The following is a 20,040-nucleotide window of genomic DNA, read 5'->3' as shown; positions in this document are numbered from 1 at the left end:
CAAATGAAATGTTATGATATCGGGTTTATTCAAACATATATTGATGGAGAACTTTCTCATGATATAAGAAAGGAATTTACAAAGCACCTAGATACATGTGAAGCATGCCAAGATTTATTAGTAGAAATTAGTAAATTAAATCAATGGGAAAACGTAATGCTAGATGAAGAATCTGCAAATTCACCACAAGAAATCAAAATTGATATAGAACAAGCATGGAAAACATTTGAAAGTCGTTCCAAGTTAGACAACGTTTCTAATATAAATTACAAAAAACAACAAAAGAAAGGCATCTTTACAAACATGAGTAAAAAATCAAAATGTTTCATTTATACAGCAGTAGCTGCAGCTGCACTTTTCACAACAGCAATGATTCCACAAGTACAAGTGGCGGCTACAAATGTCGCTTCATATTTTTCTGATGCAATTACAAATGATAAAGTTGTAAATGAAGGAATAAAAGATGAAAATGGTATCACACAAGATATGATGAAGAATGGTAAATATATTCCTATTGATGAAAAAATTACAGATCAAGGTATTACTGTACATCTCAAAGAATTATTTATCGCAGATTCACGTATATCAGTTCATTATAGAATGGAAAAAGCTGACGGAAGTTTAGTACCATTTGAATTTGATACATCAGGATTAGATCTCCAAAGTGATGGTATAATTAATGGACAACAAGAGGAAAACCCTGAGATTAAACATGATGGGAGACTATCATTTATCCATGATGCAGATGATCGTCTTCCTTTTGAACTTGTGGCAGCAGGTCAAAAGTTAGATAAAATAGGCATCCGTGATAATGATAGACCCGAAGGTGTTGCTACATTTGTTATAACTAATGAAGAAAAAGACGTTTTTAAACAGCCTCTTACTTTAGACGTAAATATAACTAGAATTGGAAAAGTAAATGGATCTTGGAAAGCTCAAATTCCAATTGATACTTCACATTTGAAAAATAATACGAATTAACATGAAAAAAAGAATAGAACAATATGTATCTAATTCTCAGTTTATATGTTTTCTTGTTTTCGTTACATTTATTTCGTATATAGTTTTTACTCTATCTTTTATTTATGATTTAAGACCATTATAAGAAAAAGCCCTCTAAAAAAGTAGGAAAATAAATAACCGGTTTCTTAACGTATAAGGAATCGGTTATTTTGTATTTAAAATGCGTCTAAACGTACAAATTTCTTTTTATAAAAAAGAATAGACACCCTAAGGTGCCTTCCTCCGACTTGAACCATCTTAATTTTAATAATATGTATTGGACTCCCGTCCAACTATTATTTTACCACGTTAAGTTGTTTTGTTTATTGAGAAATACAATGTTTTATTTATGCTAATCTTCTGTATTAGTTCATTTTGTAGTCCGTGCAGCGGTTAACAAGAAAATAATAGCATTGATGACACCTAAAAGTCCCTGCTTAACCCACATAGATAATGCAGCATTTGTGCCAATGGCTAGAAAAATAAGCATTACTGTGTATCTATTGAATCTCAGTATAGACAACCTCCCGATGGGACTATATTTAAGGAAATTTCATTATTTTTTTGTTCCGTAAAACATTGTACTTCCTAGTGAAGAGAAATTCAGTTTTACTTCTATAACTCGCCCTGTTTCCACTCTTTATTATGGATATCTAATCCTTCTTGACCAAAGAAATGGAGAATAAATTCTTTTTCATCACTATCAATTTTTTTAGCTAGTTTAGATCCCTCCATACTTTGCTTTTTTCCTGAACTTAAATAATGAATTTCTTCAAAGTCTTTAACTACAGATTCGAACTCTCCATCATACCATTTGTTCAGAATAGATTCATATTTTGGTCTTTCATCATTATTAATAACATTTAAGTTGTTTTTTAAGTATTGAATGTTTTCTTTCGTCATTTGAAATCGCCCTACATCACGGGTACCGGAAACATGAAGATTATTCCCATTGAATGTGAGTTTTTGTAAAGACATATGTATCATCATATCATTTATAGTTTGCTCGTTTTGGATTTCACCAATCGACTGTGCCGCTTTAGAGAGCTCATCTTCACTTACTACATAACTATCTTTTTGCTGCTTTTGAATGGTTTGAACTTTCGGTTTTTCCTGAACCTTTTCTTCTTGTTTAGGTTTTGATTCAGTTGTAGTCTTCTCATTTGAGCTACAAGCAGCCATTCCCATAAGCAATGTACCGCATGTTAAAGCCATTAGTAACTTTCGGTTCATTTTTTTCCGCCTATCTGCATTAGTTATTTTAAACAGTTTTTTAATGTAAGATTTCTCATCTCATAGTAGCAAAGAATGTATCTATATATTGTCATGTTTTGTCGAAGAATAATAAAAAAGCAACCTAGATCCCATAGAATCTAGGTTGCTTTTAATACGTAAACGTAATCGTCACTAAAGAATACCCTTCTTTCGCATTGTAAGGCTCCGCTTTATAAGAAACTCGATTTGCCCCTTGCGGATAATCGATTTCACCAATTGCCTTTTTCACATCTTGCAGTGCACCATTCATTGATTGCTTGTATAGCACTTCAATTTTCTCTGGTTTTGCACTATAGCGTTGCTGCATTTTATTTTTTAATTCGGTATAGTTATTTGCGATATATTCATTTCCTAAATAGTTTAACTTTGTATCTTTTAATATTTGTTGATATGCAGGCGTTTTCGTACTACCTGCCGCAATTTTGTTTGTCAGTGTACTATAATAATTCGTTGTAGCTTGCGGGTAGTCTCCGCGGTTCCACTCATGATTTCTTGCGATTTGTTCATCTGATAAATTGAAATACGAATACGTTACGCGGCCCTGCTCATCTGGAACCGGATCATCAAATGTTGTATCAAGATGATACCATTTGTTTTCGATTTTCACTAAATTCCAAGCATGAGGTTGTCCGTCCCCAGTTCCTGTCACGAAATGATTTTCAATTCCTGCTTCTTTTAATAATTGATACGTTAATAGTGCGTAACCTTGGCAAACCGCAGAACGATTTACAAGTGCTTCATATGCTGTGTAAGCTTTATAAGACGTATCATAAGAAACATGTTTTACTACGTAATCATGAATCGCCTTCACTTTTTCGTGATCATCCATTCCAACTTGAGTAATAGAAGAAACGATTGCTTTCGCTTGTTTCATGACATATTCCGTCTGTTCTTTCGTTTCACGATATGTAATCTTAAGCGTAAACGTATAATTTCCAGGTGATCCAGAAAGTCCATATGAAACATTCGATCTATTATTATTTGTATACTCATTTTTACTTGCAACTTCTTTATATGCGTTAAAAAGTGTATTCATCACTTCGTTTGTATTATTGTTTTTCGTTTTATATGGAAGTGTAATATTTGTCTCGTATGTATTAATACGCTTTTGTACTTCCTCTTTAAACGCTGTTAATAATGCAGCATCTCCTGTATCTTTCACATCGGCATTTTTATATTTTAAAGTTTTATATAAAAACTGCGCATACTGTTCACGTGTTACTGTGCCATACGGTTCAAAATTCCCGTTCCCTGTGCCATCTGCGATTCCATTTGACTGCACTGCACTAATTGCGTTTTCTGCCCAAAATGGATTTGGAACATCCTTAAAGGTATGTTTTTGTTTTGCCGCAAGATGGAAAGCATTTGTAAGAATTTGTGCCATTTCCGCACGACTCACAGAAGCTTTCGGTCTAAATTGGCCATTTTCATCACCTTTAAAAACTCCTAAATTCGTTAAAGTTAATACCTCTTCTGGAAACATTGTAGAACTTTGATTAATATCACCGTAAGGATTTTTAAACGTAGACCCATCCTTTAATACGTAACGAGTTCCATCATTACTAAACGAACCGCCTTGTTTATTCGGTACTAACACTCGATAAATTAAAGCCGCAACTTGCTCCCTTGTCGCAACATCTCCAAAACCAAATATCCCATTCCCATAACCGGAAATAATATTTTTACTCGCTAAATCTTTAATCGCAGGATATGACCAATGTGATGTCGGCACATCAGAAAAAACACCCACTTCAGCAGCCTTCACACCACTGCCATTTGTATATAACAACGCACCACCAATCAGTGATAATGATGTAATTGATTTTAATAGTTTTGTATACATAATGTCTTCTCCCAATACGTTCTCTATTTTTGTTGGTTTATGTCGAAAAATCTAAAAATATGACAAAATATATTATACAATTAAAAGTTTTTGAGGGATATATTGAATTTTAAAATATGCAAAAATTCATATTAATATATTTTTCCGTATTAATATTATGTTGTTTTGCTTGTGAATATATATAAGTAGTCAAGTCAACACAAATAATAAAAAGACAGCTATCCATAGATAACTGTCTTTTTATTGAATCCAATTTAATTATTTTGAAAATCTAGCATACCCCAAGAAGTGCTTTTGTGTGTATGAACTATTTATCTTACTTTTAATTACACCTGTTGTTTCGTCAGCAGCATGAATATATTCACCATTCCCTAAATATATTCCTAAATGAGAAGGACCCGCTTTATATGTATTCTGTAAGAATACTAAATCTCCTGGTTGAGGATCACTTATTTTTGTAACCATTCCCCAGTATCCTGCAACACTTGTTCTCACAATGTTATATCCATTATTTTTAAATACGTAATAAATAAAGCCACTACAATCAAATCCATTTGGTCCTGTCCCAGCTTCAACATACGGCTTTCCAAGTTGTTTTAAAGCTAAATCAATTACTCCAGAAGAACCAGAATCTGTTTGGTTTAGGTTCATCCACTTGTCGCCTTCCCATGTTTTAATCTTCAACCACCCACTAGTTGTCCCATCTATTACTCTAAAATTCTGCGGACTATATAATGCTCCAGCGTTTGCTTTTCCTGAACTAAATGAAGGCTCGTTATACGCATAGAATGATTTTTCTATGAACCTTTCTTCTCCATCTAGATTCAGCCATTTCTCGCCTTCCCATGTTTTAACCTTTAACCATCCATTAGGTGTCCCATCCACAACTCTAAAATTCTGCGGATTATATAATGCTCCAGCGTTTGCTTTTCCTGCATTAAATGAAGCTTCGTTATACGCATAGAATGCTTTGTTTATGAATCTTTCTTCTCCATCTGGATTGATCCACTTATAACCTTCATAAGTACTTACTTTCATCCAGCCATTTTCTTTTTTTTCTACTACTCCCCAATTTTGCGGGTTAAATGGTGCTTCATAATTTGCTTTCTTTGCATTAAATGAAGGTTCATTATACGCATAGATTGTTTTGTTGACAGTAATTTGTTCAGCCGTAGGATTCATCCACTTGTCGCCTTCCCACGTCTTAAATTTTAGCCAACCATCTGTTGTTCCATCTACTATTCTAAATGTTTGTCGCCCGTACTTCGCTCCAGCATTCGCAACCTTTGATGAGAAAGAAGGTTCATCATATGCATAGAAATCTCCCATGACACGTTCTTCCCCATTTAAGTTAATCCAAACTGGACCTTCCCATGTTTCAATCTTCCACCAACCATTATCTCTTTTTTCCACGACTCCTACATTTTGAGCACCATACTCTGATCCGCCATTTGTTTTAGCTGAATTAAAAGATGGTTCTTTATACCCATAGAATGATTGATTCACATATTCTGAACTATTAGCAGCGTGAGTTACCATACTGAATGTCGAGATAGATAGAATAAAAAACAATAAGATTCCTATACTTTTCTTAAACATAAAAATATCCTCCCTTTTATTTTGTCTAATATATAATTTTCGAAGCAAAGAATAGATATATCCTATTTCATTATTTTAATTCTCACTTTTTTACGTCCCCATTCACGTGCTTGCTTTTCTGTAGGAAACAGAACATCAATTTTATTGCCTTTAATAGCCCCACCTGTATCTCCAGCAATTGCATCACCGTATCCTTCAACCCAAACTTTCGTTCCTAGTTTAATAACTTTAGGATCAACTGCAATTAACTTGATGTTAGGATTTTTTCCTATGTCTATTCCAGACGCCGTAATCCTTTCATTTGGTGGACTACCTTCTACACTATATGCAGTAGCTTCCACGTAGAATTCTACGCCTGTATCTTCCGCATTTAAATTCAGCCACTTGTCGCCTTCCCATGTTTTAATCTTCAACCACCCACTAGTTGTCCCATCTACAACTCTAAAATTCTGCGGACTATATAATGCTCCAGCGTTTGCTTTGCCTGAGCTAAATGAAGGCTCGTTATACGCATAGAATGATTTGTTTATGAATCTTTCTTCTCCATCTAGATTCAGCCATTTCTCGCCTTCCCATGTTTTAACCTTCAACCATCCACTAGGTGTTCCATCCACAACTCTAAAATTTTGTGGACTATATAATGCTCCAGCGTTTGCTTTAGCTGCATTAAATGAAGCCTCATTATACGCATAGAATGATTTGTTTATGAACCTTTCTTCTCCATCTGGATTGATCCACTTATAACCTTCATAAGTACTTACTTTCATCCAGCCATTTTCTTTTTTTTCTACTACTCCCCAATTTTGCGGGTTAAATGGTGCTTCATAATTTGCTTTCTTTGCATTAAATGAAGGTTCATTATACGCATAGATTGTTTTGTTGACAGTAATTTGTTCAGCCGTAGGATTCATCCACTTGTCGCCTTCCCACGTCTTAAATTTTAGCCAACCATCTGTTGTTCCATCTACTATTCTAAATGTTTGTCGCCCGTACTTCGCTCCAGCATTCGCAACCTTTGATGAGAAAGAAGGTTCATCATATGCATAGAAATCTCCCATGACACGTTCTTCCCCATTTAAGTTAATCCAAACTGGACCTTCCCATGTTTCAATCTTCCACCAACCATTATCTCTTTTTTCCACGACTCCTACATTTTGAGCACCATACTCTGATCCGCCATTTGTTTTAGCTGAATTAAAAGATGGCTCCTTATACCCATAGAATGATTGATTCACATATTCTGAACTACTAGCAGCGTGAGTTACTATACTAAATGTAGAAATAGATAAAATGAAAATTAATAGCAATGATACGCCTTTTTTAAACATATAAACTTTTCACCTCTTCCTTTTTTTAACAGTATATTACCATAAGTACATTAACATAAATTTCTTTATTTATCTATAATTTACCATATTAATTGGTAAACAATTTAGATTATTATATTTCTTTTAAACCCTCTCTATTCAAGGCATAATTGGGTTCAATGTAATATGAAATACAAGATATGCAATATTGCATATCCTATATTTTTTATATTAAATTATTAATCTATTCCTTTCTTATACAAAAGTATCTAATTTTTGCTAGTTTCTCTTCTTTTTAAAATAACTATTTTGTTCACTTTTTTGATACATTTACGAAACATTTCTCTGTTATCTTCATTAAGTTCTTTTCTTTTTATAATGTCGTGCGAGATATACTAACACAGGAAGCCCTAGCCCCCTAATCCTAGGGCTTCTTTTTTAATAAGGATTTTATGCATTTTATTATTCCCACCAACTTCCTAAATTTTATATTCAACATATAATTACATCTAGTTTATAATATATTAATGGAACGTCACGTGTTTCAAATACAACATTTTTTGATGACCTTTAATACATAAAATGTTGTTATCAAGTCGGAGTAAAACACCTTTGGGTGTCTTTTCTTTTGTACATTATATCCATTAGGGCTCATTTTTTTACAAAGCCCACCCTTTTGCTTCCGACGGCGACGAAGAGTGGGTTTTTTGTTATCTTTTTCTAAAATTTGTTTCCTAAAAACATGCGCAAAAACTTTACGTACAATGGTTTTCACAAATTCTTTTAGAAGTTCAAACAAACCTCCATTTAGAGATAGTTTTATTAAATTTTTCACTACTAGCCACAAAAATATCTTATAATCTTTATATAACAAATTAATGTATTAGGAGTAGATAAAATGCCAGTTACACTCGAACTTATTCTTTTCATTCTTATAGCAATTAGTGCTGTTGGCTATTTAATAAAAGAATTTCAAAAAACTAGGAAACGAACACTTGGAATTTCACTAGAATTTTTAGTTCTTTTCTGGTCAATATGGAGAATATCAACTATCATAATCTAATTTATAAAACATGAATTCCTTCGAATGAAGTGAAACTCTAATCAACGGGGGTGTAGGATAAATTTACCAGTATTTTTACCACAACATCCATGTTAAAATCCCTTGTGAGTACGACATAACTCGACCTTATGAAGCTCCGCAGCTTTTATCGCGGAGCTTTTTTTATTTAAAATAACTATTTTGTTCATTTTTTGATACATTTACGAAACATTCATATGTTACGTTATATAAGTCCTTTTTTAAATCATATTCATTCTAGCAAAAAGTCCTAGTCCCCCTAGGACTTTTTGCATTCAAATAATGAGTTGTCTTTTTTCTCAATAACCGAAACTATTTAACGTGGTAAAATAATAATTGGACTGGCATCCAATACCATATTACAATGGAGCAAATCGCAAGAAGGCACCTTAGGGTGTCTTTTTTATAGAGAATCAGTTTAAAAACTACAAATAAAAGAACCTCAATAAATGAGGTTCAAAAAATCTACTATTTTAAATTACCTTCGTAAAAAGCAACTCCATTTTGAACATGTTTTAAATACCACGTAATCGTCCCGCCACAAACATTTTCATTAAAACTATTAGCATATACTCCATTTGAGTAATAAAGAGTTCTTTTGAATTTACCATTAGAATACTCATAAGGAATTGAGCATGTGGCTTGCTTCGGAGAGCTCACAGCTTTTTGTGTATCAGCTGAAGCTGCACCAATTCCTCCTGTTAATGCAATACCTGTTGCTAACGCTCCTACTACTAATTTCTTGAACATAATAAATCCCCCTTTAATAGTTTTTATAGATTACAACTTAAATGTATCACTTTTATAATTCATGTAAATATCTTGAATATGTAGAAATATTTATTTAGTTATTGGTAATATTGGAATTTCATTTTATCAAATGGAAAATAGAGGAATTGGAAAGGCATGTGAAAATACAGCTAGGTTTATATTAAATGAACGTGGTTCAAGTCGGCGGAAGGCACCTTTAGGTGTCTTTTTTTGTACATAAAAAAATCTCACCATTTTATAGAAACGATAAGCCCTTTAAAACAATAATTGCAACTATATTAATTTTACATTACATTAAGGTTAGAGAATATCATACTAATAAAGTGTTAAATAGTAGGTGGGGAAAATGGAATTTAACGATTTGGGTATTACCATTAAAGAACTTAGAATTAAAAAAAGTATATCACAATCCGACTTATGTCATGGAATATGTTCACAAAGTCAAATTAGTAAGATCGAAAAAGGTGTGATTTATCCATCTAGCATATTATTATATCAATTATCTGAAAGACTTGGTGTTGATCCAAATAATATATTTGCACTAACTCAAAACAAGAAATTAAAATATACAGAAAATACAAAATACGTAATGAGGGATTGCATAAGGCAACATCAATATAAAGATCTTTATGAAATAGTCACAAGAGAAAAATACACAAATAATTTTCAAACAAAAGAAGATAAACAATTTCTACTATGGCATGAAGCAATTGCTATATATTGTGTCAATAACTCAACAAAAGTGGCTTTAACTCTTTTAAATAATGCACTAAAACTAACTGTAACCAATATTGATTTTTTATCAGAGAGAGAAATAGATATTCTACATACAATGGCTATACTTCATGCAGAAAATAAAGAATACAAAAAAAGTATTACTATCCTTAAAAGATGTTTAAATAATTTTAACAAATTAGATTTTCCTAGAGATAAAGAAATTAAATTGAAAATCATTTATAATTTAGCAAAAAATTTAAGTTACACATATCAATACGAAGAAGCAATAAAATACATTGATAAGGGTATCCAATTAGCTATTAATCTAAATACTTTTTACTTATTGGGTGAACTATACTATGGAAAAGGTTCAAATTTATTAAAGCTTAAACAATATAATGAAGAAGATGTTGCTAATAACATGAAAAAATCATTATTTATATTTGAATTAACAAAAAACGAAAAAAAATTACAAATAATTAAAGAAGAATATTTTGAAAACAAAAATAACCACTCATAATTTCTTAAAAACTACTTATAAAGTTCACAGGAAAAATCCCAATAGTTTTTAAACCTAGAACCATATTATTGTTTCAATTCAGAGGAAGGCACCTTAGGGTTTCTTTTTTTATTTTCAAAAGGAACTGCTCAATTAATTCTTAAAAACATACTAAGAAACATTGTTTTATTTATCCCATTTTCATTCATGCTATATATATAATTCTTTAATAAATCCACCTCAAACATACTTATATGCATAGGAGTATGTTTGAGGTGGAACTCCTTCAAATACTAGTTCCTTTTATAAGCCGTTTTTTTGATGTAGATGACATTATTCTCAATACAATAGAATGAATTATGGAAACATATTTAGCAATATATATCAAAAAACAATATTAAGAAAACCCCTCCACCTTAAGGTAGAAGGGATCTTCTAATTTCTATTTCAAACTACCCCAAATCTCCGTAAAGGTACCCCAAGCGCATGTGCACCTGCATCTGGATATCCTAAACTTCTTTCACCAACTACCGTTCCTCTGCCGAACGATCTTTCACCGATAGATTGTATGCCGTGAAGTGCTACTTATAACATTTCAATTCAGATATACGACAGTAAAGAATACATCATCACGGTGTCAGCAAGCAAAAGTGTATTCTGCATTTCTGAAAACAGTAGATGACAGATTGTGACCTACTGAATCTGCTAAGAAAGAATATACAAGAACATCCTTAACATCCTCTCTATTTCCACTAATGATGACATCAAGGAAATCTTCTACTTGGAATTCTGGAGTAAACAACACAATCTTAGTTGTTCTGTTTGGTTCTAAAGAAACAAAAGTACGAGAGATTTCAACTAATTCATTTTGAGTTGGGAAAAAGGTGTTTCGACTTCTCTTAACAGTTACCGTTACATTACTAGTATGACAGCGTGAATCATTGTTTAACATAATGTTGAGAGCAGTTGGAATAATCCCATTTTCAGAAACTGGAACTCGAAACACTCCAGTAGATTTATGAGCCATATAATCACATCCTTCCAAAATAAAATATATTTACAATATATTAAATGCAAAAAACGTTCATTTTGATATGGACAAATTACATGATTAATATATCTATAATAACCCTCGGTATTACTAAGCCAATGTTTTAAAAGATTAACAAATATCGCGAGAACCAATCGAATGTATATTAAAAGTAAAAAGAATAAGTTTTCTAAAAGACCCCCTATTTTGAGCCAATAATGAGACATTATGTTAATCTTATATGTATAGTTGCGCAAAATTGAGAAACTTAAGGAGACAGATAAATTTTATGAGAAAATTATCTATATTACTTACTTTCATTCTAGTATTAGTCAGTGTTACGGCTGCTTGCACACAAGATAAAACAGATAGTGCCGTTGAAAATGGTTCAATAGAAGAACCAACCGCAAAAAATGAAAATGAAGAATTAATAAATTTTGAAGAAAAAGAAGATATGAGCCGCTTGGAACAAGGTATTTTATTAGTTGGTGAGAGTGTTAAGGGAGGCTATTACTTGACCGCTGTTCAAAGTGCCTATTTAAATGCTAGCAACGATTCCGTAGTTGTTAATGTCTCTGTAAAAAATGTACGAGGTCAAACGATTGGACTATCAGAATTAAAATATAACTTAAAAGATGAAAAAGACGGAAAGATCTATAAAGGAAAGGTGCTTGATCAAAACCCTTCTGATATACAAGTTAAACCAAATGAAACGGTAGAATTGAAAATAGCTTTTGAAGTACCACGTACCGCAGATGAATATATGTTTTATATTGAAAGCTCTTTAGACCCTCTACAAACATACTGGAAAATTGATAAGCTGCAATCACAAACAAACTAAGTCTAAAATAAGCAAAAAACAATGAAAAATTTAATATAGATACAAATGAATACTATATAAACGTAAGACCATCGATTTAATGAATCGTTGGTCTTTTTCAAAAAATGCCCCATTAAAAACTAATAGATAAAAAAGAGCTAATCTCGAGAAGAGATTAGCTCAATATATCCAAAGCTATTATGGTACATAGTTTTATGAGCAAACGTTATATAATGTTGTATGGGATACATAACCTGTCATCCCTTTATATGTAACTTTTAACCACTGTTTAGAATTACTGTAATGACCTTGAACATATTCACCAGTTACCCATGTTCCAGTAATTTTCGTACCATCATTAAATGTATGTAAGACAGGTGAATCGACAGTATAACCACTGCGCATCTTTGCACCATATACACCTACCGTACCTCCCTTTGCACAAGCTGCTACTACATTTTCATTTTCAGTAGCATTCGTAGCCGCGAAAGCAGAGCCGTTAAATGTAAATAAAGTAAATATAAAAGCTGTTAGTACTGTACAAATAGATAAACGACGTAACAAAATAAATTCCCCCTTTTTTTATAATTTACTTCTTCACAAATGATTATCTTAAATATTCTAACTATTTTCAATATATTAATGTTGAGAAATATTAGTTGTATTTTTGAAATAAGATTTTATCAAAAATAGTAACAAACTCATATTTTACTGAGAAAGAACCGAAAGAAGTCTTCTACATATCAACTATATAAAAACCCCTCCACCTTAAGGCAGAGGGACTTTCCAATTCCTATTTCAAACTACCCGCAATCTCCGTAAAGATAACTCCAAGCGCATGCGCACCTGCATCTGGATATCCTAAGCTTCTTTCGCCAACTGTACCAGCGCGGCCCATGCGAGCTACGATTTCTTTCGTGTACTCTGCTCCTTTGACCGCTGCTTCTGCCCCTTTTTCAAAGGCAGTTTTTACGTCTACTTCGTTTGAGGCGCTATCTAACCAAGAATCTACACATGGAGCAAGTGCGTCAACAAGTGTTTTGTCACCAACTACTGCTCCTCTGCCGAATGATCTTTCACCGATCGATTGGATGCTTTGCAGTGCTGCTTGCAGCATTTCAGCGAATTCTTTCACTGTTAACTCACGCTTCTCGCCTGCTGCTTTACTAGCTGCGCGGAATGCTCCGCCCCAAATTGGACCAGAAGCGCCGCCGCAATGTTCCATAATAATCATCGAACAACCGTCAAGGAATGATCCGATCGTTACGTTCTCTTGATCTACAATCGAATGCCACTCACGTTTTAATTGCTTAAATCCTTTTGCTACACTCATTCCGAAGTCGCCGTCACCAGCATGCGTATCTAGCTCACAGAACGGTACTTCATTTTTAATAATAATATCGCTCATTTTATCAACGAGATAAATCATGTTGTTTAATGTGATAACATTATTTTTTATCACAGCGTGTTCTTCCGCCGTTTCTAGTTCAAATGAAACTTCCTTCTCGTCTGTTTCTTCAAGTACATTTACGTACTCTACACTTTCAACTGGACCGTCTACTTTAAACGCTGGTGTATTACATTCTTTTGATAGTAATGTTTTTAGCTCTTCATCTAACTTCATTACCGTTAAAGACATACCAGCCATATCAATACTTGTCATATAGTTACCGACGAATACCCTATTAATTTTAATGTTTCTTGCAGCTAGTTCTCTCGTAACTGCGTTGTTAAATAAGTAAAGTTCTTGCAGTGGTGTTCCGCCAAAACCGTTAACTAGAATTGCGATTTCCTCGCCATCTTTTACTCCTAAATCTTTTACAAGGTCATTTGTCATACGGTTCGCTAGTTCATCTGCTGACAGCATTTTTTCACGCTTAATTCCTGGTTCGCCGTGAATACCTACACCGTATTCCATTTCATCTTCCGCAAGTGTGAAAGTAGGTGATCCACTCGCTGGAACTGTACAAGACGTTAATGCTAAACCGATTGTGCGCACGTTAGCCGCTGCTTTTTCTGCTACAGCTTTCACCGCTCCTAAATCCATACCTGCTTCCGCTGCTGCGCCGGCAATTTTATGAACTAAAATAACGCCCGCAACGCCGCGGCGTCCTACTGTGTACAGGCTATCTTCTACCGCAATATCATCGTCTACCTTTACGTAGTCGACTTCAATTCCATCTTCCGTCGCTAAATGCGCACCGTTTTTGAAATTCATAATATCGCCGCTATAATTTTTAATAATTAATAACGTACCTTTTTTACTAGCTGTCTCTTTAATCGCTTGGTATACCTGAATTTGTGAAGGTGACGCAAACACATCTCCGCACACTGCCGCATCTAACATTCCTTTTCCGACTAATCCTGCATGTGCCGGCTCGTGACCACTACCGCCTCCACTAATTAACGTTACTTTATTTTCGTTCATTTCTTTCTTCTTAATCACTTTATATTTTTTCAAAAGCTCAAGCTCTGGATGAGCCATAACCATTCCGTTGCACATTTCCATTACTAATGTTTCTGGTTTGTTTATAATCTTTTTCATTGTAGTTCTCCCCCAATTCCTTTAATATATTGTGATATATTTGAAATCTTCTTCTTACTAACCATGTTAAAATGAAAGCGTTTTATAGTAAACGGACAAAATGGACAATCTGTCTAAAGACACCGTTCTCATTTATAGATAGGATTTTCATATTAATAACATTCTAGGGATGATTCAGATGACCTCTTCTATAATTTCTAAAAAGATAATCGCGAACTCATTGAAGTATTTAATGGAAACAGAGTCGTTTCATAAAATATCAGTGAGCGATATTATGTTACACTGTCAAATGCGTAGGCAAACTTTTTATTATCATTTTAAAGATAAATTTGAACTATTAAGCTGGATTTATAGAGAAGAAACGAAGGAAAACATTATCGACTTTCTCGATTATGAAACGTGGGAAAACATTTTCGATTTATTATTTGATTACTTTTATGAAAATCAAAAATTTTACCGAAATGCTTTTAAAGTCATTGAGCAAAACTCGTTTAATCACTATTTATTTGAGCATACGAAAAACTTATATATGAAGATTATCGATGAACTATCTGTGAGCTGTGGATTCAGCCTTTCTGATGAGACAAAAAATACGATTGCCTCCTTTTATAGTCACGGCTTCGTTGGAACGATAAAAGATTGGATTGAAAGTAAGTGCGAAGTAGATCCTTCCATTATGTCTTCTCTTATGAAAAATATGATAAACAATCAATTACTACTATTACTGGAGCAATCAGCAAAGTAATTAAAGGGTGGCAAAAGCAATGAAAAAGATTATGAATGATGTACAAAATATCGTTCAAGATATGCTGCACGGCTTTTATTTTGAACATAACGACAAAGTAAATTGCGATGAAACGAATAACATCATTTATGTAAAAGATATCGAAAAAATGAAGCAAGACGTCGCTATTATAAGTGGCGGTGGTAGCGGACATGAACCTGCTGATATTGGCTATGTAGGAAAAGGTATGCTTACAGCGGCAGTAAACGGAAGCATCTTCACTCCGCCTACAGTAGAACAAATTGCGGCGGCAACTCGCCTTATGCCAAAAGATAAAAGTATACTATTCATTATTAAAAACTTTAAAGATGACGTTGAGAACTTTCTTGCGGCAAAGCAGATCGCTAAAGAAGAAGGAAGAAAAATTGACCACATCATCGTAAATGACGACGTTTCAATTGAAGATGATGCTTCTTTTAATAAAAGAAGACGCGGCGTCGCTGGTACTGTTTTCGTTCAAAAAATACTTGGTGCGGCCGCTCTTGAAGGCCATTCTCTAGAAGAACTAACAACACTTGGCCGCTCTATCACTAAAAACTTACACACATTAGGAGTTGCTCTTTCCCCTGTCAACGATCCAGTAAAAGGAAAAGCTTCATTCACATTAAATGACGATGAAGTGTTTTATGGCGTAGGCATTCACGGAGAAAAAGGTTACCGTAAAGAAGCACTATCCTCTTCTGAAATATTAGCGATCGAACTAATGAACAAACTAAAAAGCATTTATCGCTGGAGAAAAGGAGACAACTTCGCTATCCTCATTAATGGACTCGGCGCAACTCCATTAATGGAACAATACATTTTCGCAAACGACATTCGCCGTTTGTGTGAACTTGAAGGATTGCAAGTGACATTCGTAAAGATTGGTACACTGTTAACTTCTTTAGATATGAAGGGTGTTTCGCTTAGTTTGCTTAAGGTAGAGGATTTGGATTGGGTGAAGTGGTTGAAGGCGGATGTTAGAGTGGGTAATTGGTAAGTAAAAATTATGATGATAAAAGCCTTTAACTATAACAAGTTAAAGGCTTTTTGCAAATTGAAATATCACTCGAGCATTCAAAAGAAATTCGTAATTGCCTCACTGAATGATGACAGGTCTTCCAAATAAAGCTGGATGATAAATTAACATCGCTCCTACAAATGAACATACTAAACAAAAAATAGCCTCGTATTTTATAACTAGAGAAGAGCTGGTATCAAGCTTTTCCCCCTCTCTTTTAAATATCATTTTTAAAGCTCTATATAATAAATACCCAATAATCGCCCCGAGGGTGTTCGTAAATAAATCATCAATATCTGTAATTCTATTATTTAACAATTGATTTAACTCAATTGCCAATGAAAAAAAGAATCCTGCACATACCGTGTTTTTTATTTTTCTAAAATACGGCCAAATCATCGGTAATAAAAAACCGAACGGCATAAACAGTACGATGTTCAAAAGATACGTAGTACTACCTGCCGTATCAAATAGAGTCAAGTTGATTTGACTTACACGAATCCACGTTTCATATCTACTTATATCCCATACAGTTGCAATCTGTGTCACCTTATACACTAACGAAAGGTAGAACAGAAAAACATATACCCATAGAAAATGCCGAATAGATATGTTTCTTTTCGCTTTAAAATAAAATCCAATTTGAAATAAAATACAAAACATAATTGTAAAAAAATACGTATACAAATAACTCATTAAAACTTCTGTATGCATGTGGAATCCCCTAACTTTACATTTTCATCTATTATTTTAGAATATAGTTTAAGAACCAGTACTTTGTTCATATGTTTAATCTTCTACTTTTTCTTCGAATATAGGGAATATATTAAAAATAAAAAAATCCCCACTTATTCATTTTCAATCTCCCCCTTGATGTAACTTGTTTATAGGATAGAAAAAACTTTTAAAATAAAAAGTGGGGGAAATATAAAATTTTTCTTAAATTTTATGTTAGATTTTATTATTACTATTGTTAGGAATCCGCTAGTCATTGTTAGGTAACGCCATGCTTACACCTATAAAAGTATTGAATTACTGAAGAATTCTGTCCTCAATATGACAGCAGATTCACATCAAAAATGTAAATCCTCATTTCCTTCGTATTTTCCTTTATTAAGTCTTTTTCTTATGAATAATTCTGCCACAATTAAATTAGGTACCCACGCTAACCAAGCAATAATAGCGTAACTAAGTTCAAAATTCTCTATCCCAAATAGAACGATAAACAACGGTAGCCAAATTCTTAATGTAACTGCTCCAAAGGTTAAAGAATAATTTCTAATCATCCAATTTCGATGTTCTTTAATTTTTTTATTCTTAACTCTATGTAATGCTTGATATGCTGATGTTAGCCAAAGTATGGATAACAAACCGAAACCTAGCTTCGCTACCAATCCTCCCGTAGCATAAAAGGATAGGTATAGTCCAGAAACGCCTCCTAATAATATACCAACCATATAGATTCTCCCAACTATTCGATGACGGTTGATATTCCTCTCTCTAAATTTAGTGGATAATGTAAAAGGACCAATTACTAATGCTACTATACTAGTCGTAATATGTATAAATAACATACTATACCAGAACTCACTTAATTTAGATCCATACATAAGCTTCGCTTTTACAAGCCCTGTTTGAAACCCATCCATAATAGAATATTGGACAACAATATAACCAGATACTAAAAGAGCAAAAAAAGTGAATACAAACCAAATTTTTCTGTTCAAATTTTACTGCCTCCCCATTACATTCACGAAAATTAGATTATATATTACTGTTCATTCTCGGGAAAAATAGAAAAGCCTTCTAGCGAAATTGAAATGACCCCCGAAAAAGGGACATGTAATAGATTAAGATTTCCAAAAATAATGAATATATATGTTATATTGTTAGACGTACTGAAAAAGATAAACAGTACAGCAATGGGGTTTTTTCTAATGGATATGTTGCAACAAGTAATAGATAAAGTGAAACTTTAATCAGTGGGAGTTTTGTTCATCCCCCACTGATTATTAGCCCACACCAATCGGGCTTTTACGGACAGTTGATCCCCCACCTAACTTCTTTGCTTCCGCTGAATTTTGAGGTGGGGGTCTTACTGCTCGTTAATGCGGGATAAATTTAAAATGAGCAAACTTTTTATATAATAAAAACTCTCAAGTATATCATTCTATACTTGAGAGTTTACTCATTTATCCCTTCTCATCCCTCATACTGTAATACCCCAAATTAATAATAACCAAGAAATACCCACTCATAATTCCAGCAGCGAATGTCCACATGAATTCATGGTGTTCAATTTCATACATAATAATCGCGCCGAGTATTGCGGCTGCGAACCGATTTATCATTCCAAGCATCGGTGCTTTTTCTTTTTTTACAATGCTATCTCCGAACTTTTCAATACGCCTTCCTAAAATCCAGGCGCAGTACATACTTACTAAAAGGCCAATGCTTATCCCTACGAACTGTGCTGAAAAAGGTGTCACAAGCCATCCCAATAACATTACGCCTAGCAAACAATACATTTGTATGTTGAATGATCTTAATGCCATACGAATCATGTTATACTCCTTTATCTTTCTCATTGTAATCCCGTATCATCAATCCAATCTTCCAGGCTTCAAGCTTTCAGCTATATCTTTTTTAAAATGAGGGAATTTGATTTTGCTTACCATTAAATAAGCGAGTACGCATGTACCAAACGCCACGGAAACTGGATTCTTTAAAAAACATAAAATGAGGAGACACATTGCCGCGAATGGGATTGGCATGCCGATAAAGGTCGGGAGTTTGCTTTGCTGTGTGTTAAATCTTGCAAGCCGAAGCATGCCGCAAATACTGTAAGTGAGCGCGCATATCATCCCGATAGACTGCAAATCTTTTAACGAGGCACTATATGCCAGAATAGACGGTGCCACACCAAAAGTAACTAAATCCGCAAATGAGTCCAACTCTCCACCAATTTCCGAAACAGAATCAAGTTTCCGAGCGACCATACCATCTAAAAAGTCAAACAACATACCTGTAATAATAAAAACTGCTCCCAAATAAATATCGTGAACGAAAACAGCGTAAATAGCTAAAAGCCCACATACAAAATTTGCTATCGTAATCATATTTGGTATGAAACTCATAATACACTTCTCCTCCTTTCTACTAATTGCTTCATCTACGTTCTTACTCATTACAATCAAGATCTTTCTGTTTTTCTTCCAATATGACTTTATTTATTTTCGTTAACGTATCTGTCATTTGCTCTAGGGCGTTTATATCGATTTTAGAAAAATATTTCTCAATTAATACATCATCTAACTCCGACAACCGCTCTATATACTTACTACCGTTTGGACCAAGTGTAAGAAAATACTCCCGTTTATTATTAGGGTTTACTTGTTTTGAAATCATCTTCTGTTTCTCCAATTTAGATAAAACTTGGCTAACGGCACTTTTTGATATATTAAAAGTAGTCGCAATGTGATTTGCTGTCGTGTTTTCATTTAAATTAATATGAAATAGCATGCTCTCTTGCTGTCCTGTAAGACCGAACTCATCTTTTAACTCCTGGAATAGTAAAATGTAGAATTCATTATAAGCTCGGTTCATTTCATTAATTACTTCTTTATACGTTCTAGTCATAGCGTTATTCCTCCATGCTTTTATTTCGTTTTGTTAAATAGTTAAGTTTACTTAACTTAACTATATTATACCGTTATGTTCGTGTAAAGAGAAATATAACTCTACACTTTACTCACAGTGATACAAAA

At 33.6% G+C, this 20,040-nt stretch carries 18 protein-coding genes and 1 pseudogene; 5 read left to right on the top strand and 14 right to left on the bottom strand.

Translation table 11 applies throughout. The annotated features are described in order from the left end of the window. Positions 1 to 3: 3 nt before the first annotated feature. The gene (locus GD442_RS04955) at positions 4 to 981 is read left to right on the top strand and encodes a DUF4179 domain-containing protein (protein ID WP_000650420.1); all 978 of its coding nucleotides are present in this window, start codon (positions 4 to 6) and stop codon (positions 979 to 981) included. Between the two features lie 636 nt (positions 982 to 1,617). On the opposite strand, the gene GD442_RS04950 is transcribed toward GD442_RS04955, so the two are convergent. From GD442_RS04950 to GD442_RS04930, 5 genes are all read right to left on the bottom strand, one after another. Further along, on the bottom strand, positions 1,618 to 2,235 hold the full coding sequence (locus GD442_RS04950; protein ID WP_001080424.1) for a DUF6241 domain-containing protein: 618 nt from the start codon (positions 2,233 to 2,235) through the stop codon (positions 1,618 to 1,620). A gap of 151 nt (positions 2,236 to 2,386) precedes the next feature. Next, the gene (locus GD442_RS04945; protein ID WP_000288216.1) at positions 2,387 to 4,120 is read right to left on the bottom strand and encodes an S-layer homology domain-containing protein; all 1,734 of its coding nucleotides are present in this window, start codon (positions 4,118 to 4,120) and stop codon (positions 2,387 to 2,389) included. A 258-nt stretch (positions 4,121 to 4,378) separates the two neighbouring features. Continuing rightward, a complete protein-coding gene (locus GD442_RS04940; protein WP_159365055.1) occupies positions 4,379 to 5,719 on the bottom strand; it encodes a C40 family peptidase in 1,341 nt (446 codons plus the stop codon). Between the two features lie 62 nt (positions 5,720 to 5,781). Then, complete coding sequence (locus GD442_RS04935) at positions 5,782 to 7,047, bottom strand: 3D domain-containing protein (RefSeq protein WP_159365054.1); 1,266 nt, start codon at positions 7,045 to 7,047, stop codon at positions 5,782 to 5,784. Positions 7,048 to 8,575: 1,528 nt separating this feature from the next. Next, on the bottom strand, positions 8,576 to 8,857 hold the full coding sequence (locus tag GD442_RS04930) for an LCI fold-containing protein (protein ID WP_000473814.1): 282 nt from the start codon (positions 8,855 to 8,857) through the stop codon (positions 8,576 to 8,578). 367 nt (positions 8,858 to 9,224) lie between these two features. Here GD442_RS04930 and GD442_RS04925 point away from each other — a divergent pair, with 367 nt between their 5' ends. After that, complete coding sequence (locus GD442_RS04925; RefSeq protein ID WP_086408007.1) at positions 9,225 to 10,115, top strand: helix-turn-helix domain-containing protein; 891 nt, start codon at positions 9,225 to 9,227, stop codon at positions 10,113 to 10,115. A 421-nt stretch (positions 10,116 to 10,536) separates the two neighbouring features. Here the strand turns inward: GD442_RS04925 and GD442_RS28480 are convergent. Together GD442_RS28480 and GD442_RS04920 are read right to left on the bottom strand one after the other, a co-directional pair. Beyond that, positions 10,537 to 10,676, bottom strand: a pseudogene (locus GD442_RS28480) (dihydroxyacetone kinase, ATP-dependent); the annotation flags it as partial. Between the two features lie 55 nt (positions 10,677 to 10,731). Further along, complete coding sequence (locus GD442_RS04920) at positions 10,732 to 11,121, bottom strand: hypothetical protein (RefSeq protein WP_000940666.1); 390 nt, start codon at positions 11,119 to 11,121, stop codon at positions 10,732 to 10,734. A 292-nt stretch (positions 11,122 to 11,413) separates the two neighbouring features. On the opposite strand from GD442_RS04920, the gene GD442_RS04915 reads away from it, so the two are divergent. Continuing rightward, positions 11,414 to 11,965 (top strand): DUF4352 domain-containing protein, encoded by a 552-nt coding sequence (locus GD442_RS04915; protein WP_001228904.1) that lies wholly within the window; start codon positions 11,414 to 11,416, stop codon positions 11,963 to 11,965. Between the two features lie 192 nt (positions 11,966 to 12,157). Here GD442_RS04915 and GD442_RS04910 read toward each other — a convergent pair whose 3' ends face one another. Together GD442_RS04910 and dhaK are read right to left on the bottom strand one after the other, a co-directional pair. Next, positions 12,158 to 12,508, bottom strand: coding sequence for an SH3 domain-containing protein (locus GD442_RS04910; protein ID WP_000946191.1), 351 nt, complete (start codon positions 12,506 to 12,508; stop codon positions 12,158 to 12,160). Between the two features lie 229 nt (positions 12,509 to 12,737). Further along, positions 12,738 to 14,489: a dihydroxyacetone kinase subunit DhaK gene (dhaK, locus tag GD442_RS04905; protein WP_159365053.1), complete on the bottom strand. Its 1,752-nt coding sequence runs from the start codon at positions 14,487 to 14,489 to the stop codon at positions 12,738 to 12,740. Positions 14,490 to 14,667: 178 nt separating this feature from the next. Between dhaK and dhaS the strand changes: the two genes are divergently transcribed. Further along, entirely contained in the window at positions 14,668 to 15,234 is a 567-nt protein-coding gene (gene dhaS, locus GD442_RS04900) for a dihydroxyacetone kinase transcriptional activator DhaS (protein WP_000204220.1), read from the top strand. A gap of 19 nt (positions 15,235 to 15,253) precedes the next feature. Beyond that, complete coding sequence (gene dhaQ / locus GD442_RS04895) at positions 15,254 to 16,252, top strand: DhaKLM operon coactivator DhaQ (RefSeq protein ID WP_000723348.1); 999 nt, start codon at positions 15,254 to 15,256, stop codon at positions 16,250 to 16,252. A gap of 99 nt (positions 16,253 to 16,351) precedes the next feature. Here the strand turns inward: dhaQ and GD442_RS04890 are convergent, their stop codons facing one another. The 5 genes from GD442_RS04890 to GD442_RS04870 all read right to left on the bottom strand — a co-directional run bounded on the left by GD442_RS04890 (position 16,352) and on the right by GD442_RS04870 (position 19,912). Beyond that, positions 16,352 to 16,987 carry a VanZ family protein gene (locus GD442_RS04890; protein ID WP_000556719.1) on the bottom strand — a complete coding sequence of 212 codons (636 nt, stop codon included), beginning with the start codon at positions 16,985 to 16,987 and terminating at the stop codon, positions 16,352 to 16,354. A gap of 359 nt (positions 16,988 to 17,346) precedes the next feature. Further along, complete coding sequence (locus tag GD442_RS04885) at positions 17,347 to 18,000, bottom strand: DUF2306 domain-containing protein (RefSeq protein ID WP_001080297.1); 654 nt, start codon at positions 17,998 to 18,000, stop codon at positions 17,347 to 17,349. A 465-nt stretch (positions 18,001 to 18,465) separates the two neighbouring features. After that, a complete protein-coding gene (locus GD442_RS04880; RefSeq protein ID WP_000620610.1) occupies positions 18,466 to 18,837 on the bottom strand; it encodes an ATP synthase subunit I in 372 nt (123 codons plus the stop codon). Between the two features lie 39 nt (positions 18,838 to 18,876). Continuing rightward, entirely contained in the window at positions 18,877 to 19,410 is a 534-nt protein-coding gene (gene pssA, locus GD442_RS04875; protein WP_000008338.1) for a CDP-diacylglycerol--serine O-phosphatidyltransferase, read from the bottom strand. 43 nt (positions 19,411 to 19,453) lie between these two features. Continuing rightward, positions 19,454 to 19,912, bottom strand: a complete 459-nt coding sequence (locus GD442_RS04870) for a MarR family winged helix-turn-helix transcriptional regulator (protein WP_000198939.1) — start codon at positions 19,910 to 19,912, stop codon at positions 19,454 to 19,456. Positions 19,913 to 20,040: the final 128 nt, after the last annotated feature.

The organism is Bacillus sp. A260 (assembly GCF_009861435.1).
In the GTDB taxonomy this organism is placed as follows: domain Bacteria; phylum Bacillota; class Bacilli; order Bacillales; family Bacillaceae_G; genus Bacillus_A; species Bacillus_A cereus.
Note: the sequence above shows the minus strand (reverse complement) of the source record. Positions and strands in the feature narration are given on the sequence as shown.

Bases quoted from the DNA above. Each gene is read 5' to 3' on its own strand.
- dhaS (WP_000204220.1), top strand. From the start codon at position 14,668: ATGACCTCTTCTATAATTTCTAAAAAGATAATCGCGAACTCATTGAAG.
- pssA (WP_000008338.1), bottom strand. From the start codon at position 19,410: ATGAGTTTCATACCAAATATGATTACGATAGCAAATTTTGTATGTGGG.
- GD442_RS04915 (WP_001228904.1), top strand. From the start codon at position 11,414: ATGAGAAAATTATCTATATTACTTACTTTCATTCTAGTATTAGTCAGT.
- GD442_RS04935 (WP_159365054.1), bottom strand. From the start codon at position 7,047: ATGTTTAAAAAAGGCGTATCATTGCTATTAATTTTCATTTTATCTATT.
- GD442_RS04920 (WP_000940666.1), bottom strand. From the start codon at position 11,121: ATGGCTCATAAATCTACTGGAGTGTTTCGAGTTCCAGTTTCTGAAAAT.
- GD442_RS04955 (WP_000650420.1), top strand. From the start codon at position 4: ATGAAATGTTATGATATCGGGTTTATTCAAACATATATTGATGGAGAA.
- GD442_RS04880 (WP_000620610.1), bottom strand. From the start codon at position 18,837: ATGATTCGTATGGCATTAAGATCATTCAACATACAAATGTATTGTTTG.
- GD442_RS04870 (WP_000198939.1), bottom strand. From the start codon at position 19,912: ATGACTAGAACGTATAAAGAAGTAATTAATGAAATGAACCGAGCTTAT.
- GD442_RS04930 (WP_000473814.1), bottom strand. From the start codon at position 8,857: ATGTTCAAGAAATTAGTAGTAGGAGCGTTAGCAACAGGTATTGCATTA.
- dhaQ (WP_000723348.1), top strand. From the start codon at position 15,254: ATGAAAAAGATTATGAATGATGTACAAAATATCGTTCAAGATATGCTG.
- GD442_RS04940 (WP_159365055.1), bottom strand. From the start codon at position 5,719: ATGTTTAAGAAAAGTATAGGAATCTTATTGTTTTTTATTCTATCTATC.
- GD442_RS04950 (WP_001080424.1), bottom strand. From the start codon at position 2,235: ATGAACCGAAAGTTACTAATGGCTTTAACATGCGGTACATTGCTTATG.
- GD442_RS04945 (WP_000288216.1), bottom strand. From the start codon at position 4,120: ATGTATACAAAACTATTAAAATCAATTACATCATTATCACTGATTGGT.
- GD442_RS04890 (WP_000556719.1), bottom strand. From the start codon at position 16,987: ATGCATACAGAAGTTTTAATGAGTTATTTGTATACGTATTTTTTTACA.
- GD442_RS04925 (WP_086408007.1), top strand. From the start codon at position 9,225: ATGGAATTTAACGATTTGGGTATTACCATTAAAGAACTTAGAATTAAA.
- dhaK (WP_159365053.1), bottom strand. From the start codon at position 14,489: ATGAAAAAGATTATAAACAAACCAGAAACATTAGTAATGGAAATGTGC.